At 57.2% G+C, this 13,981-nt stretch carries 15 protein-coding genes, 3 pseudogenes and 1 riboswitch; all 18 genes and pseudogenes read right to left on the bottom strand.

Annotated elements, in window-relative coordinates; translation table 11 throughout:
• Positions 1 to 2: 2 nt before the first annotated feature.
• The 18 genes and pseudogenes from A0V43_RS09230 to A0V43_RS09305 all read right to left on the bottom strand — a co-directional run bounded on the left by A0V43_RS09230 (position 3) and on the right by A0V43_RS09305 (position 13,938).
• Positions 3 to 815 (bottom strand): UDP-glucose 6-dehydrogenase, encoded by an 813-nt coding sequence (locus A0V43_RS09230; protein WP_236930788.1) that lies wholly within the window; start codon positions 813 to 815, stop codon positions 3 to 5.
• On the bottom strand, positions 815 to 1,102 hold the full coding sequence (locus A0V43_RS20450) for a hypothetical protein (RefSeq protein WP_236930789.1): 288 nt from the start codon (positions 1,100 to 1,102) through the stop codon (positions 815 to 817). The genes A0V43_RS09230 and A0V43_RS20450 overlap by 1 nt, the downstream gene beginning before the upstream one ends.
• Positions 1,080 to 1,622 carry an RNA polymerase sigma factor SigX gene (gene sigX, locus A0V43_RS09235; RefSeq protein WP_033005303.1) on the bottom strand — a complete coding sequence of 181 codons (543 nt, stop codon included), beginning with the start codon at positions 1,620 to 1,622 and terminating at the stop codon, positions 1,080 to 1,082. Before sigX ends, A0V43_RS20450 begins: the two co-directional genes overlap by 23 nt.
• 128 nt (positions 1,623 to 1,750) lie before the next feature.
• Positions 1,751 to 2,467: an AIR synthase related protein gene (locus A0V43_RS09240; RefSeq protein WP_063192966.1), complete on the bottom strand. Its 717-nt coding sequence runs from the start codon at positions 2,465 to 2,467 to the stop codon at positions 1,751 to 1,753.
• Entirely contained in the window at positions 2,460 to 2,942 is a 483-nt protein-coding gene (locus tag A0V43_RS09245; protein WP_063192967.1) for an ECF transporter S component, read from the bottom strand. The genes A0V43_RS09240 and A0V43_RS09245 overlap by 8 nt, the downstream gene beginning before the upstream one ends.
• On the bottom strand, positions 2,939 to 3,517 hold the full coding sequence (locus A0V43_RS09250; RefSeq protein ID WP_063192968.1) for a cob(I)yrinic acid a,c-diamide adenosyltransferase: 579 nt from the start codon (positions 3,515 to 3,517) through the stop codon (positions 2,939 to 2,941). Before A0V43_RS09250 ends, A0V43_RS09245 begins: the two co-directional genes overlap by 4 nt.
• Positions 3,518 to 3,531: 14 nt before the next feature.
• A complete protein-coding gene (locus A0V43_RS09255) occupies positions 3,532 to 3,948 on the bottom strand; it encodes a bifunctional adenosylcobinamide kinase/adenosylcobinamide-phosphate guanylyltransferase (RefSeq protein WP_063192969.1) in 417 nt (138 codons plus the stop codon).
• Positions 3,900 to 4,532 carry a histidine phosphatase family protein gene (locus tag A0V43_RS09260; protein WP_012820724.1) on the bottom strand — a complete coding sequence of 211 codons (633 nt, stop codon included), beginning with the start codon at positions 4,530 to 4,532 and terminating at the stop codon, positions 3,900 to 3,902. The genes A0V43_RS09255 and A0V43_RS09260 overlap by 49 nt, the downstream gene beginning before the upstream one ends.
• Positions 4,490 to 5,277: pseudogene (locus tag A0V43_RS09265) on the bottom strand (adenosylcobinamide-GDP ribazoletransferase). Before A0V43_RS09265 ends, A0V43_RS09260 begins: the two are co-directional and overlap by 43 nt.
• Positions 5,274 to 5,831 (bottom strand): bifunctional adenosylcobinamide kinase/adenosylcobinamide-phosphate guanylyltransferase, encoded by a 558-nt coding sequence (locus A0V43_RS09270; protein WP_063192970.1) that lies wholly within the window; start codon positions 5,829 to 5,831, stop codon positions 5,274 to 5,276. Before A0V43_RS09270 ends, A0V43_RS09265 begins: the two are co-directional and overlap by 4 nt.
• Positions 5,828 to 6,898, bottom strand: a complete 1,071-nt coding sequence (gene cobD / locus A0V43_RS09275; protein WP_063192971.1) for a threonine-phosphate decarboxylase CobD — start codon at positions 6,896 to 6,898, stop codon at positions 5,828 to 5,830. The genes A0V43_RS09270 and cobD overlap by 4 nt, the downstream gene beginning before the upstream one ends.
• Complete coding sequence (gene cbiB / locus A0V43_RS09280; RefSeq protein WP_063192972.1) at positions 6,855 to 7,829, bottom strand: adenosylcobinamide-phosphate synthase CbiB; 975 nt, start codon at positions 7,827 to 7,829, stop codon at positions 6,855 to 6,857. Before cbiB ends, cobD begins: the two co-directional genes overlap by 44 nt.
• Positions 7,826 to 9,298, bottom strand: a complete 1,473-nt coding sequence (locus A0V43_RS09285; RefSeq protein ID WP_063192973.1) for an adenosylcobinamide amidohydrolase — start codon at positions 9,296 to 9,298, stop codon at positions 7,826 to 7,828. Before A0V43_RS09285 ends, cbiB begins: the two co-directional genes overlap by 4 nt.
• Positions 9,295 to 10,329, bottom strand: coding sequence for a FecCD family ABC transporter permease (locus A0V43_RS09290; RefSeq protein ID WP_128578078.1), 1,035 nt, complete (start codon positions 10,327 to 10,329; stop codon positions 9,295 to 9,297). Before A0V43_RS09290 ends, A0V43_RS09285 begins: the two co-directional genes overlap by 4 nt.
• Positions 10,316 to 11,272, bottom strand: coding sequence for an ABC transporter substrate-binding protein (locus tag A0V43_RS09295; RefSeq protein WP_063192975.1), 957 nt, complete (start codon positions 11,270 to 11,272; stop codon positions 10,316 to 10,318). The genes A0V43_RS09290 and A0V43_RS09295 overlap by 14 nt, the downstream gene beginning before the upstream one ends.
• 140 nt (positions 11,273 to 11,412) lie before the next feature.
• Positions 11,413 to 11,611: riboswitch (cobalamin riboswitch) on the bottom strand.
• Between the two features lie 69 nt (positions 11,612 to 11,680).
• A pseudogene (locus tag A0V43_RS09300) lies at positions 11,681 to 12,147 on the bottom strand (NUDIX hydrolase).
• 122 nt (positions 12,148 to 12,269) lie between these two features.
• Positions 12,270 to 12,678, bottom strand: a pseudogene (locus tag A0V43_RS21015) (IS982 family transposase); the annotation flags it as partial.
• A gap of 381 nt (positions 12,679 to 13,059) precedes the next feature.
• Positions 13,060 to 13,938 carry an IS982 family transposase gene (locus tag A0V43_RS09305; RefSeq protein ID WP_015375299.1) on the bottom strand — a complete coding sequence of 293 codons (879 nt, stop codon included), beginning with the start codon at positions 13,936 to 13,938 and terminating at the stop codon, positions 13,060 to 13,062.
• Between the last annotated feature and the right edge of the window lie 43 nt (positions 13,939 to 13,981).

Raw genomic sequence — 13,981 nt, forward strand, 5'->3', positions numbered from 1 at the left:
GGCTACCGGCCGGCCGCCATCAACAGAGCGTTCGGCCCGGCCGGCACGCGGATTCGCGTTCCAACCGGGTACGGGCCCAAGTTCGACAAACCGTCAGCCGCGAACGTCACCTCACGGAAGCCAAACTCTTTCGCTGTCAGCAGCACAGCCTCCGCCATGCGCGCCGCGTCCTCCGCACGCGGCTGAGCGGCCAGCTGAATCCGGACCGTCGCATGCCGCGCATCCATATCAGCCAGCTCCACTTTCACTCCCGGCGGAATGGCCGGCTCGAGCCCGCGGATCGTCGATGTTTTCATCTGCTTCAGCGCCTCCGGAAACGTGCGAGCGCTGCCCGGCGCCGGGACGAGCACTGTATAGCCGAACGAAGCGCTGTTTTTATAATACATTCGCTGCCGCTCCTTGATTTTTGTTGCTTTTACCATTCCGAGCGCCGGCAACTCAAGCCCTTCCTTCTCTCCGGTGAAAAAGCGGAGGCGCCGCTCCCCCATTTGCCGCGCTGTTTCGACGAGAGCGTCGACAAACAGCTTCTGCTCTTTGCGGCTGGCCGAAAACACACGGTGATGAGCCGGGACGTGCACCATCCATTCTCCCGTCCCCCCGGCGGCCGGCTGAATGACCACTCCATTAAACCAAGCGGACGCCGCCCGCAGCGGAGAGCGCCCAAGCACGCGCAGCGCTGCCGTGAACCGCTCTTCGGGGGCCAATCGGCCGCTGAGCGGAACCGCCACTGGCACCACACGGCCGTTTGCCTCATCAGGCAAGCCGACCACCATGACGCCGGCATCTTCCTGTGCCGGCGCCGCATCAGCGGCCATTATCGTCTCGACTTGGGGGAAGCGCTCCCGGCTCGCAGCATTTTGACGGTCGAGGATCGCTGCTGCTGTTCCGCGCGCTCCGGAACGGCCGCATTCATCCCGACGGCAACAACTGCAAGAAAGAGGGCCATCGACGCCGCCGGAAGCCAGCGCCGTCTCCAGCGCATCTTGCGCTGGGCGCGCTGAAGCCGTTCGTAAACAGCCTCTTTTGTGCGCCGGTCTTTCACCAAGGGCAGCTGCTCAAGGTTATGTTCGATGCATCGCTCATTCCAGGGAAATTTTTTCATGCCGCCACTCCTCCCGTTCGGCCTCTTCCTCCATATATTGTTTCAGCGCCTTCAACGCGCGATGCTGCGTTGTTTTCACTTTGCTTTCCGTCCAGCCGAGCGCAGCCGCCGTTTCAGCAATCGACAGCGACTGGATGAACCGGAGGACGAGCACAAGCTGTTGGTCGACCGTGCAGCGCGCCAAGCAGCGGTACATGAGTTGAATTTCCTCGTTTTGAATCGCGATTTCCTCCGGCATCGGCTCGTCGGCGCCGAGCTGCTCCTCGCTCCACTCCGATGCCTTCACCCACTGGCGCCGTTTTTGCTTGCGAAAAAAATCGATCGCCACATGGCGCGCAATGGACAGCAGCCACGTCTTTTCACTGCATTGCCCTTTAAACCGTTTGTACGAACGCAGCACTTTCACATACACTTCTTGCACTAAATCTTCGGCATGCTCTCGATTTCGCACCATGTAAAACAAAAAATTAAACAAATCATCGTGATATTGTTCGTACAACTGTTCAAAAACGGGGTCCATCGTGTCTCTCCCCCTATTCGTTTCCATGGACCAAAGCCGAACCATTCCGTTATCTTCATGATAACGGGTTCCATACAAAAAGGGAACCATTTTTTTGGACGAAAAAGGAAGACGGCCGAGCGAACCGGCTATCGCTCGGCAAAGAGCGGAAAAAAGAGGCGGCCGGCTTGCTTCCGCAATGCGCCCTCTGCCGCCCGGTCATAGCTGATCAAAAACGACGTCGCCGGGCCGCCAGAGGCAAAAAGCGGCAGCGGGCAGGCGCAAGCCCGCCCTTGGCGGCCGTTGGCGGCCAACAGCTGCATCCATTCGTAGTAAATGCCTTTGGAACCGATCGGAACGAGCTCATAAACAGACGGAGAGGCGAGAAGCTCAACAAACAGCGAAAGCGGCGCGACCCATTGAGGATGCGCCAGCACGGCCGGGCCGACGAGCGGGCGGCCGATGACGGCAAACTTCGCTCCCTCCGGCGTGACGCCGATCCGCTTCCGTTCGGCCGCCACCGTTCCGACCGCCATCACGCCAAGCGCCGACTGGACGGTGGAAAAATTCGATTCCGTGCTGCCGGTGACCGGAAGGCGAAGGGAAAGTTCATGGCACGCTCGTTCAATGCCGCGGCAAAGCGCTTCCCATCGGTCATCAGCCACGAAGTTTTGCAAGACGACGGCGTTTGCTTCCGCCCCGACGCTCAGCAATTCCATCAAGGCGACGCGGGCGGCAAAATATGCGACCGTCTCCGCGGGAGCATATACCGCATCGCCCGGCTTCTCCCCGACCGCCGCCGAGCCGTCTGCGGCAATGGCGAGCTCTCTGCCGTCAGTCAATGGAAGGAAGAGCACATCACGCATGCGGCGCCCCCGCCTTCGTCATCAAACGGGCAGCCGCCGGGGCAACGGCCAGCGCGATCAACACGTTGGCCAAAGCGGCGGCGGAAAGCGGCGGAATGACGGCAAGGACAAACGGCCAGCCGAACGAAACCGCAAGCGGCAGCGGTGCTAACAACGCATTGCCGATGAAAAAGACGACGGCGCTGCCGATTTTCCATCCCCGCCGATGCAGCACGGCGAACAGGGCGCCAAGCCCGGCCATTTCCAATGCGACAAGCCAATGGAACGGGCCGAGCGGCCACCCGCCGACCACCGCCGAAACGAGGTGCCCCAGCCCTGCAACCGCCGCTCCGGCGCGCGGACCAAGGATGGCGGCGGCAACGAGTGCCGGAGCGCTGTCTAACGCGATACTGCCGACAAACGTCGGCAGCTTGATGAACGACCCGGCAACCGAAAGCGCTAAACAAACAGCCATCCAAGCCAAGCGGCGGTTCATTGTTTCTCCTCCTTGTCGCGGAACACAATCGCGCTCCGTTCATACTCGATGTCCTTCACCCCTAAACGCGCATTCACGACCCGGGCAGCGGCGAACAAATAATCGGACAGGCGGTTCATATATTTGAGCACAACATCGTTGATCGGCTCCGCTTTTTGCAAGGAAACGATGCACCGCTCCGCCCGTCTTGCCACCGTACGCGCCATATGGAGCGCCGCAGCCGCCTTGGAGCCGCCCGGCAAAATGAATTTTTGCAATGGCGGCGCTTCTTGCACGTGCGCATCAATGCGCTCTTCTAAAAATGTGACCATCGCCTCGGTCACCTTATACGGAAGCTTGCCGTTGACGATGGCCAAGTCGCCGCCGCAGTCAAACAGCTCGTGCTGGATTTTTTGCAGCTCAGCGCAAAGGTCGCGAAACCGTTCATCGCCGGCCAATAACGCAAGCGCCCATCCGATGCACGAATTCGCCTCGTCAATCGTTCCGTACGCCTCGACGCGCAAATGGTCTTTGTCCACGCGCCCGCCGACTAAACTCGTTTTTCCTTGGTCTCCTGTTCGCGTATACAATTTCACTTTTCCTCTCCCCCTTATTTCAATCGTTCCGCCAGTCCGCACCAAATGCGGTCGACGCGGCAGCACAAGGAAGCTAGTCGCTGGTAGCACATTCCCACGGCGTCGCGCCAGCGCCGCTCTTGTGGATCAACCGGAACAACGCCTTGCGTCACATCGGTGCCGATCCAGACGACTGTGCGGCCAGACACTGCCGCTTCCCACCGCTGCCAAGCGCGGAAATAGGATTCCCACTCGTCTGGGTCCGGACAAGGGCGGATGGCGGCTTCGAGCCCATCCAAGACAACTGTTTTCGCCGTCTTGGCGCCATCCGGCCACCTGTATGGCTCCTGATAGCCGTCATGCCATACGATATGAACACCGTCGCTTATTCCATACCGTTCCCTCACCCATTTTCGTTTTCCTTGAAACGCACCGCCGATAACGAAATGCACCGCTCTCCCCCTTTCCAACGCTCGATCGTCGATTCCAACGTATATCCGCCGGCAAATGGCACCTCCCATTCCCAGAACGAACGGGCATCGGGCGCATACTGCTCGAGCAGGAGGCGAATCGGGCCGCCATGGGTGATGACAGCCACATGACGGGCGCCCGCCCGCTCAGCGAAAGCTATCGTCTCCGCAAGCGCCTGTTTGATGCGCGCTTGAAAGTCGGCATAACGCTCCCCGCCGGGCGGCGCCGCAGAAAAGGGCGACGCAAGCCATTGGCGGTAGGCGGGCTCCGCTTCCAGCTCAGCAAACGTTTTTCCTTCCCAAGCGCCAAAGTGAAGCTCGCGCCAGCGGCTGGTGCACCAATCTGCCCCGCGTCCGCCAAACAGCAAGGCGGCCGTTTCTCGACAGCGGTGAAGGTCGCTTGTGACCATGCAGTCGACCGGATACGGCCGCTCAAGCTGCAAACGGCACAACCGATTGCGCTCCGCGGCCGCAAGCGGCGCGTCCGTCCAGCCGATATACGCCCGACGTCGGTTTTGTTCCGTCATCCCATGACGGATGAGTGTAAGAGCCAAATGACGCCCCATAGCACCGTCTCTCCTCCTTCGATCAGCGCGCCGAGCACATCACCGGTGATGCCGCCAAACTGTTTTTCTGCCCACGGCTTGGCCGCCGCTGCCAAAACGACAGCCGCTGCAGCCAGCGCCGCCCCTGTTTGCACCGAAATGGCGGTGGATGCACAAAGAAGCGAAAGCAATACAAAAGCGAGTCCAAGCGCCCAAATGGCATCACGCCATGAACTATATTCGCGAAGCGATGCCGCCATTCCTGTCGGCTTTGCCAGCTTGCCGACGGAAAGAAGCCAGGCAGCCCCGGCCCGCGACAACAGCGGAACGGCGGCGAACAGCGCCGGCGGAACGCCTGTCTGGAGCGATTCGTACAGAAACAGCCAACGAAATGACAACAAACAAATAAGCGACAACACCGCAAACGCGCCGACGCGCGAATCGGACATGATCTCTTGCCGCCGCTTGACGTCGCGGTACGAAAAAAACGCGTCGCTCACATCCATAAAGCCGTCAGCGTGCATCCCCCGGCCATCCAAATGCCAAGCCAAAGAAGAAGAAGCGCCCAAACAAGCGGCGAGCTGAATGAAAACGAGGAAAAGAGTGCATACACTCCGGCCGAAAGCGCCCCGATCAGCGCCCCCGCAAGCGGCATACAGCGCACGAGCCAGCGGACATGGGCGGCGTTCCATTCGATCGAGCGCCGAATCGGGATCGTGGTAAACAGCTGCAGCGCCAACAGCCATCCGTTCCATGCTTGCTTCATCCCGGCCACCGCCCTTTTTTCACGCGGAGAAGGCCGCATTCAACGACCGCGGCGGCCGCCGCTTCCGCGACCAACTGTTGGTGAAGCGAGCCAAGCGTTTTCATGTAGCGAAATGTGCCAGGATCATCCGGAACACCCCCGGCAAACAGCTCGTTCGATACAATCACGACCGCGCGGCAGGCGGCATCCCACGCCCGCACTCCGTCAAGCAAGCGGCGTGCGGTGGCCCGGTCGTCCTCTTCTGTTTTCCAATGTTCCCCGGAAAACAGTTCGTAAGCCAGCCAGGCCGTCAAGCAATCAAGCAGGACGACATCATCTGGGCGCAGGGAAGCGGCAATCTCCTGAGAAGAGAACGGGTTTTCCCACACTGTCCAATGCGCGGCCTGCGCCGCGCGCCGCTCTTGATGACGGCGGATGCGCGCTTCCATTTCTTCATCCATTGCCTGCGCGGTGGCGATATAGTGAAGCCGACCGCCGCGAGAAAGCCGGATGGCGCACATCTCTGCCGCTTCACTTTTGCCGCTGCGCACCGCGCCGCTCACAAACACGATCATCCATCCCACCTCTCAAGCGCCTCAAGCAGCCGGTCGTTTTCCACCTGCGTTTTGACGGCGAGCCGGATGTAGCGGCCGTCAAGCCCCGGGAAATTCATCGTATGGCGCGGCACAACCCCTTCCTTCAACAAATGAAAAAACAGCTCCTCTGTCCGCCCTGAACGCGGACGCAACAAATAAAAGTTCACGACCGATGGCGAGACGGCATACCGGCCGGCCGGCAGCGACCGAAACACGCGCTCCCGCTCGGCGGCGATCCGTTCTTTCGTCCACTTGACAAACGATTCCATCGCCATGAAACGAAGCGCCAATTGTTGGGCGATGCCGTTTGTGCTCCATGGCGGCTGATGCGTTTTCAGCGAAGCGATCACCGCCTCGTCGGCAGCAACATAACCAAGGCGCGCGCCGGCCAGATGATGGATTTTCGTCAACGATCGAAGCACAATGAGGCGCGGATAGCGATCCAGCCACCGCATGGCTGTAAATCCGCCGCGCCAAAACGGATAGAACGCCTCATCCACCACGATATACGTCCCCGCTTGGTCCGCTGCAGCGACGAGCGAGCGGAGATCACGCTCCGGCATCACGGTTCCGGTCGGATTGTTCGGATGACAGAAAAAAACCGCGTCGCATTCCGCTGCCCATGCCGCCGCTTGGTCAATGTCGTACGAAAAACCGCGGTTTTCCTCTGCCAGCAAAGACTTGACTTCGCATCCGTAAGCAAGGCAGGCGCGCCGATACTCGGAAAACGTCGGCTCCAAGATGCCGACGCGCCGGCCGGCAAATAGCGCGGCCAACAAATAAATCGCCTCCGCTGCCCCGTTCGTCACCAGCACTTGTCCGGGTCGAATCTGCTCCTGCTTGGCAACGAGCTCCCTGAGCGCCTTCGCTTCCGAATCCGGATACTCACCGGCCCAGCGAATCCATTCCTCGCCGTTCGGCCAAGCCGACGGCGGCAGCCGGTACGGATTCGTATTGACGCTGAAATCAATGTATTCGTTCGGAGGGGCCAATCCGCATTGCTCATACAACGCGCGCGGATTCGCCCCATGCGCCGGCCAACGCAACGATCATCCCCCCGATCCATAGCAGCAATAACGTAAAGGCGAGCACCGTTCTGATCATGATGCCGACCGCCTGGCGAATATGAACCGAGCGCAGCGGAACATCGGGATCGCCGAGTGTCGGCCGCTCAGAGACGACGCCGCCATATGTATTCGTCCCGCCCAGCTGCACCCCAAGCAATCCAGCCATCGCCGCCTCGGGCCAGCCGCTGTTCGGGCTTGGGTGGCGGCGGGCATCGCGAAACAAGATCGACAGCGCCAAACGAAGGCGGCGGCCGCCGCAGACCAACACCATCACGAGCGCCGTCAGCCGCGCCGGAATGTAGTTGAGCGCATCGTCCAGCCGGGCGGCCGCCCAGCCAAATTCGCGATACGTTTCATTTTTATAGCCGAGCATCGAATCGCACGTGTTCACTGCCCGGTACAGCATGGCAAGCGGCGCGCCGCCCAAGGCCGCGTAAAAGAGCGGAGCCGTGATGCCGTCGCTCGTATTTTCCGCCACCGTTTCGACGCAGGCGCGGGTGATGCCGGCCTCATCGAGCCGCTCGGTGTCGCGGCCAACGATCATCGACAGCGCCCGCCGCGCCTCGGGAAGATCGCCCGCTTCAAGCGGCCGGCGCACATCCTCAGCCGCTTCAGCGAGGCTTTTCGTCGCAATGGCGGTGAAAATGAGGGCCGCCTCGATCGCCACCCCTACGTATACGGACAGCGCGTAGCCCACATAAACGATGAACGCCGATATCCCGTAAACAGCGGCCAACACGACCGCCACGGCCGCCGCCCCTTTCGCCCGCCGCTTCGTTCCTTGATTCCAGCGGCGGTCAAGCCACGCAATCAGCGTTCCCATCCCGCGCACAGGGTGCGGCAGCCAGCGCGGGTCGCCAAGCAGCGCATCCAACAGCAAAGCCAACGTCATTGCCAGCAAATGCGTCATCGCCGCCCCCTCCGCCGCTTGTAGCGGTCAAGCGCCTCGATCGTCGCTTCATACACGAGCCGACCGATCGCGCGCCCGAGTTCCGTCGCCGTTCCGGCATAGGCAAACGTCCGCCCGGTTTGCGTCGCCGCCACGGCGAGCGAATCGGTCGACGTGCCGGTGGCAAGCGTCCTTGTTTCCGGGTCGCAAACGGAACGATCGGCGAGCGCTTTTACCTTCGCTTCCGTCGCCGTCATCATCGCCTGGACAAACGCCGCTTCCGTCAGCACTCCGTCAATGACAATCACCATATTGATCGTTCCCGGCCTTGCCGCAAGCGGCTTATGCTGCCACGCCCGAGCGGCATCAACCGCATTGCCGACGCCAGCGGTTGCCATGACCGCCACCGAAAACGCTTCCCCTTCTTTCTGAAGCCAAACGGCATCACGGACATCAACCGCCGTCATCATGCCGATCGTTCGTTCCGGCGAAAACCCGTGCTGCTCCAAATAGCGGCGCATGTCTCCTTCCGCATCGCCGCAATCGTAATCCAACCCGACTTGGCGGTTGACAAAATGGGTCGCCCATTGAAACCCAGCGCCGATCAATGCCGAGGACAGGACGCGAAGCGGCTGGCAGGAGGCCAGAACAGCGGCGTCATCAAGAAAGGACAAACGCAGCCCGCCGGCCGACGATTCTTCTTGTTTCCCTTTCGGCACGAACGAAAACATCGGCTTTGCCGCCGCCGGATGAGCCAGACGCACAATCGGCGCGGCAAACACTTCCTCAAGCAGCGCCGGCGTCATCACATCTGTCGGCGTTCCAAGCGCCGCTGTTTTTCCTTCTTTTAACACAAGCACCCGGTCGCAATATAAGCTAGCGACGTTCATATCGTGAAAGACGGCGACGACCGTCAAATCGCGGGAGCGGGCAGCTTCCGCGAGCCGGTCCAAAAGCCGGACTTGGCCGCTCACATCCATATGGTTCGTCGGCTCATCCAGCAAGAGCAGCTGCGGCTTTTGGGCAAGCGCCCGCGCCAAATAGGCGCGCTGCCGCTCGCCGCCGCTTAGCCGCTCAAGCGGCTCATCGATTTTATCAGCCAAGCCGACCGCACGAAGCGCTTCTTGAACCGCCGCTTCATCCTCTTTTGTCCACGTCGGAAACAAGCCGCGCTGATGGGCGTAGCGGCCGAGCGCCACCGTTTCTCTCACCGTATAGCCGGCCGCCGCCTCCACTGTCTGCGGCAGGACGGCGGCAAACCGCGCCCATTGCTTCGCAGACAGCGCCAAAAGCGGCTGGCCATGAATCTTGATCTCACCGCTGGCAAGCGGAAGCTCTTTGCAAATGAGTTTCAGCAGCGTCGTTTTTCCGCTGCCGTTCGGCCCGACGATGCCAAAAAGCTCCCCTTTTTCCACGGAAAACGTCACACGATCAAGCACTTGCTTTGGTCCATACCGATGCGATACGGCCCGCACCTCGAGCATCATCATCCCATCTTTCGCTTCATTTTTCGGAAAAACAAGACGGCAAATAGCGGGGCGCCGATCAGCGCGGTGATGACGCCGATCGGCAGTTCGCGCGGTTCGATGATCGTCCGCGCCGCCACATCGGCAAGCACAAGAAACGCCCCGCCATACAAGAGCGACAGCGGCAGCAGCACCCGGTAGTTTGGCCCGCACACAAGCCGAACCATATGCGGAACAACGAGCCCAACAAAACCGATCGTCCCGGACACCGACACCGCCGCGCCGGTGAGCAGCGCCGCCGCCGTCAAAATGATGACTTTTCGGCGCGTAACATCAACGCCGACATGAAGCGCCGCCGCCTCGCCAAAAGCAAACGCGTTCAACTCGCGGCCGTTGGCGAGAAGCACCGCCGCGCCGATGAGAAAAAACGGCAACAAAAGCCCGCTGTATTTCCAGCCGCGCATCGCGACGCTTCCCATCAGCCATGAGATGATTTGCCGCAATTCTTCCCCGGTCAAAGCGATCATCAGTGAAATGAACGCGCTGAAAAACGCGCCGAAGATAATGCCGGCTAAAATGATCGTCTCAACCGACAGCTGCGGCTCAACCGCGCGAGTGAACGCCAAAACGGCGACAAGCGTCGCCATGCCGCATAAAATGCTCACGATCGGCAGCGTGAACGTGCCAAAGAGCGGCCATTGCCAGCCGAGAAAGATGACGAGCACCGCCCCGACCGAGGCGCCGGACGAGACGCCGAGCGTGTACGGATCGGCGAGCGCATTTTTTAACAGCCCTTGAAACGCGGACCCGGCCAGCGCCAATGACGCCCCGACCAAAAAAGCGAGCACGACGCGCGGCAAGCGGATCGCCATCACGATCGGCACCCAATCGGCCGGAATGTCAGACGGAAGCGGCATACCAAACCATTCGGACGCAAGAATGCGAACAATAGAAGAAAAGGGAATCGACAGCGATCCTGTCGATATCCCTACGAGCAACGATAACATGGCCGCCGTGACGGCCAATATATACATCCACGTTTTACTTGAACACATCCGGGTAAATGGCTTTGGCAAGTTCCTCGACCCCTTCGACAAGGCGCGGACCCGGGCGGCTTACTAAGTCGGTGTTGACGTCATACACCCGCTTGTTTTTCACCGCCGGCACGTCTTTCCAAGCGGCGCGCGCAAACACTTGCTTCGCTCCGCCGTATGTGGTGATGATGACGTCCGGCTTATAGGCCACTGCTTTTTCTTCCGTCACCATCGGCCAGCCTTCCAAGCTGCCGGCGACGTTTTTCGCTGAAATCACTTGAAGCATCTCATCCATAAACGTCCCTTTGCCGGCTGTATAAATTTGCGGCGGCGGCGACACTTCAATCCAGACGTTCGCTTGTTTGTCCGCCGGGATTTGTTTCGCTTTTTCTTGAATTTGCGCAAGCTTCTCTTTCATATCCTTAATCACTTGCTTCGCTTTGTCTGTCGTCCCGGTCGCTTTGCCGATCAATTCGATGGACGCATACACATCGTCGAACGACTTCGCGTCATTCACGACAAGCACGGTGATGCCGGCGTCTTTCAATTGCTTGAGGCCATCGCGCGAGTTATGGGCGCTTGACGCGTGGGCCAAGACAAGGTCGGGTTGGAGCGAAATGATTTTCTCGACGTTGAATTCCATGCCGCCGATTTTCGTTTTCGTTTTGACGTCTTCCGGATAATTGTCAAAATCGCTGACGCCGACGATCTTATCGCCCAACCCCAACGCATAGGCGATTTCCGTATTGCTTGGGATGAGCGAGACGATCTTTTTCGGTTCCGCTTTGATCGTGACATCCTCGCCAAGCCCGTCTTTCACCGTCACCGGAAACGCCGCTTGTTCCGTTTTCGGTTCTTCTTTTTTCGCAGGCTCGGTGCTGCCATTCGCCCCGCCGCAGCCGACGAGCACGGCGGCCAAAAGGAAGAACACCGCCACCACCGCCGGCCATGTCCAACGTTTCATCCGTCATTCCCCCTTCAGTGATGTATGTACAATAAAAAACGCCCATTCCGCCTAAATCTGGGAATGAGCGCGAAACAGACCGCCAATGGGCACAACAATGCCCTGTACGACTGTTTCCGCGTCTCACCCCCGAAGATTCGGAAACTGCGGCAAGCAAGGCAGGTCTACTGGCTCATGCTTCATCCTACTCTGAAGCCTTCCCGTACGGAAAACAGCGCAAGCCATCTGTCCGTACAGTGGCGATTTCATTTCGTCCGCATTGACAGTTGCGGGGACAGCTCCGGATTCCCACCGGATTCCCTATTAAGCCTTTTCGGCACCTTGCTGCGAATGGATTCAGTTATGGGATATGGACATTTTTATAATAATGCAGCGTTTAGCATTTGACAACTATGAATTTACAGCACTTCACCTTCCCACTCTTGTAGATAATCGAGACGGATTCATGACCCATGCTTCATACGGAACAGAGCATCCCCTTTTCATCGCATCGAGCACCCGCGATTTCAAATGCGGCCATGTCACATATTCATCAATATTCGACTCATCGATCAACACAAACTTCGCCTCTTGAATTTCCTCAGGCTGGGAAAAACGTTTCCTTTCACATATGTCGCTTTAAATGCAATGTTTATGATATTTTTAGTTTCATTGTAGTACACGCCGCTGACCCCAATGAGACGGATGTCAACGCCAGTCTCTTCATGCACCTCACGATGAACGGCCCGATCGAGCGGCTCGCCCGGTTCAACTTGTCCACCCGGCATTTCCCACGTATCGGAGCGGTCATAGCTTTTAACAAGCAAAACCTCTCCCGTGTCATTCGTAATATAGGCTGAAACGGTGATAATGGCTTGTTGGTGTTTATCCATCAAGCTCTCCTCCTACATCGCGGAATGATCCTAGCTCTCTCCTGCAGAAAAAAAGCAGCTGCCCCATCTATACTGCCATCTTGAAAAAAATAAGGAAAATCCGTGGTGCTAGTTGAACATTAACGCCTCACGTGATGACACAGCGCAAGAGGGACAAGATCTCCACAACAGCATAGGCATGATGTTGTCCGTGCCTCGCTAGTTGGTGACGGATCTATTAGAAAAACTCTATTTAACGGAAAAACGGAGCAACCGACAACAACAGTTATATCGAGAGCGTTCAGGGAACATCTCCCTAGTGAATAAGTTTCCAATGACATACTGATACCCTGCTCGTTCCGAAGTAAAACAAAACAACTTTCCAAGAATATGAATGGCGATTATGACCCATTTCCTTGCTTTAACAAATGACGATTTCAGCGCTACAATACATTTAGAGCCGCCAGACAGTTGCGCTGATACCAAGAACAAGATCGCCGTATATTGCTTTTGAATTTCCGCTTGATCCGTTGTAAAATGAAGACGCTCTTGTATGGGATATTTCTCCTTTCTAATGTTAGGTGAGCACTTTCATTTTAAAAGGAGATTTTCATACAAGGACTATTTTTATGCTCGTCTGATTTTATCTAGCACCACGGGTAACTAAACATCATGCAATACATATCTTTTTATATATATTCAGAATTTAACTTCTTCTTATAATTGATAACGCGGTAAAAATAGAGTGTAAATTAAAAATTTCCAAACCTATATTTTAATATTCCTTCTGTGTCTTAAAACACTTAATTCAAAAAAGTGTTTATCCACCAGACTCTCGGCATACTCGCATTATATACTGGCTTGAACATTAATACAAAACCGTGGAAATTCTTTATTACAGCTTATATACCTTAAACCCGTGGTGCTAGTTGAGCGCTAGCGCTCAACTAGCCCGAGAACAACAAGTGAGTAAGCCAGTAAAATACCATCCAGTGCCGTTTCAAATCCAGAAACCGAGTTCGCGCGAATCTTGGTGATCCGATACGAATCGACTAAAATCGAAAACACGGTTTCCACCACTTTACGTTTTCGCTTCATCCATTGTTTCCATGCATCCGATTGGCGAATTCGCTGATTGTTTCGGACGGGCGTCCAAAACGCGACTCGGTGCTCTTCGTACAGCTTCTTTCGCAGCGTTTGGCTGATATACCCTTTGTCACCGAAGTTATACGGATGTGGAATTTGCGTCATGACGGTTTCAGCGGCCACCCGGTCGTGACAAGACGCTTCGGTGATAACATATCCCATCGGCAGCCCTTGATCAGTCACTTGAAGGTGCAGCTTCAATCCGTAGTACCATTGCTTTTTGGAAGCGCAATATCCGATGTCTGCCATCTCTTGAAATTGTTTGACGCGATGCATTCTTGCCGTATGGCACAACGGGAGCGGCAAGCTGTCAACGACGGCATAGGCATGATGTTGACCGCGTTTTGCCAGCTCATGACGGATCCATTTGATGGCGAAACCAAGCGCCCGGCAACGGCGGTTGTATCGGGAGCGTTCAAGAAACGAGCCGTTTGTGAACAAATTTCCCGTGACAAAACGATGCCATGCCCGTTCGGATGTAAAACCGAGCAGCTTTCCTAAAAGATGAATGGCGATGATGACAGCGTCCTCTTGCTTTACCAAATGGCGATTTCGACGGTGAAGATGCACCTGAATGCATGAAAGTTGAGCAGAAACAAAAACGAAAATGGCGGCATATTGCTTTTGAATCTTGGCTCGATCTGTAGTAAAATGAAAGTGCTCTTGCATGGGGATTCTCCTTTCGAATGGCAGGTCGCACTTTCATTCTACA

The sequence above is a fragment of the Geobacillus sp. JS12 genome (assembly GCF_001592395.1).
Lineage (GTDB): Bacteria > Bacillota > Bacilli > Bacillales > Anoxybacillaceae > Geobacillus > Geobacillus zalihae.

What these genes read in the sequence shown, in the direction of transcription:
- A0V43_RS09230 (WP_236930788.1), bottom strand. Translation starts at nt 815, where the DNA reads ATGGCCGCTGATGCGGCGCCGGCACAGGAAGATGCCGGCGTCATGGTG.
- A0V43_RS20450 (WP_236930789.1), bottom strand. Translation starts at nt 1,102, where the DNA reads ATGAAAAAATTTCCCTGGAATGAGCGATGCATCGAACATAACCTTGAG.
- sigX (WP_033005303.1), bottom strand. Translation starts at nt 1,622, where the DNA reads ATGGACCCCGTTTTTGAACAGTTGTACGAACAATATCACGATGATTTG.
- A0V43_RS09240 (WP_063192966.1), bottom strand. Translation starts at nt 2,467, where the DNA reads ATGCGTGATGTGCTCTTCCTTCCATTGACTGACGGCAGAGAGCTCGCC.
- A0V43_RS09245 (WP_063192967.1), bottom strand. Translation starts at nt 2,942, where the DNA reads ATGAACCGCCGCTTGGCTTGGATGGCTGTTTGTTTAGCGCTTTCGGTT.
- A0V43_RS09260 (WP_012820724.1), bottom strand. Translation starts at nt 4,532, where the DNA reads ATGGGGCGTCATTTGGCTCTTACACTCATCCGTCATGGGATGACGGAA.
- A0V43_RS09270 (WP_063192970.1), bottom strand. Translation starts at nt 5,831, where the DNA reads ATGATCGTGTTTGTGAGCGGCGCGGTGCGCAGCGGCAAAAGTGAAGCG.
- cbiB (WP_063192972.1), bottom strand. Translation starts at nt 7,829, where the DNA reads ATGACGCATTTGCTGGCAATGACGTTGGCTTTGCTGTTGGATGCGCTG.
- A0V43_RS09285 (WP_063192973.1), bottom strand. Translation starts at nt 9,298, where the DNA reads ATGATGATGCTCGAGGTGCGGGCCGTATCGCATCGGTATGGACCAAAG.
- A0V43_RS09290 (WP_128578078.1), bottom strand. Translation starts at nt 10,329, where the DNA reads ATGTGTTCAAGTAAAACGTGGATGTATATATTGGCCGTCACGGCGGCC.
- A0V43_RS09295 (WP_063192975.1), bottom strand. Translation starts at nt 11,272, where the DNA reads ATGAAACGTTGGACATGGCCGGCGGTGGTGGCGGTGTTCTTCCTTTTG.
- A0V43_RS09305 (WP_015375299.1), bottom strand. Translation starts at nt 13,938, where the DNA reads ATGCAAGAGCACTTTCATTTTACTACAGATCGAGCCAAGATTCAAAAG.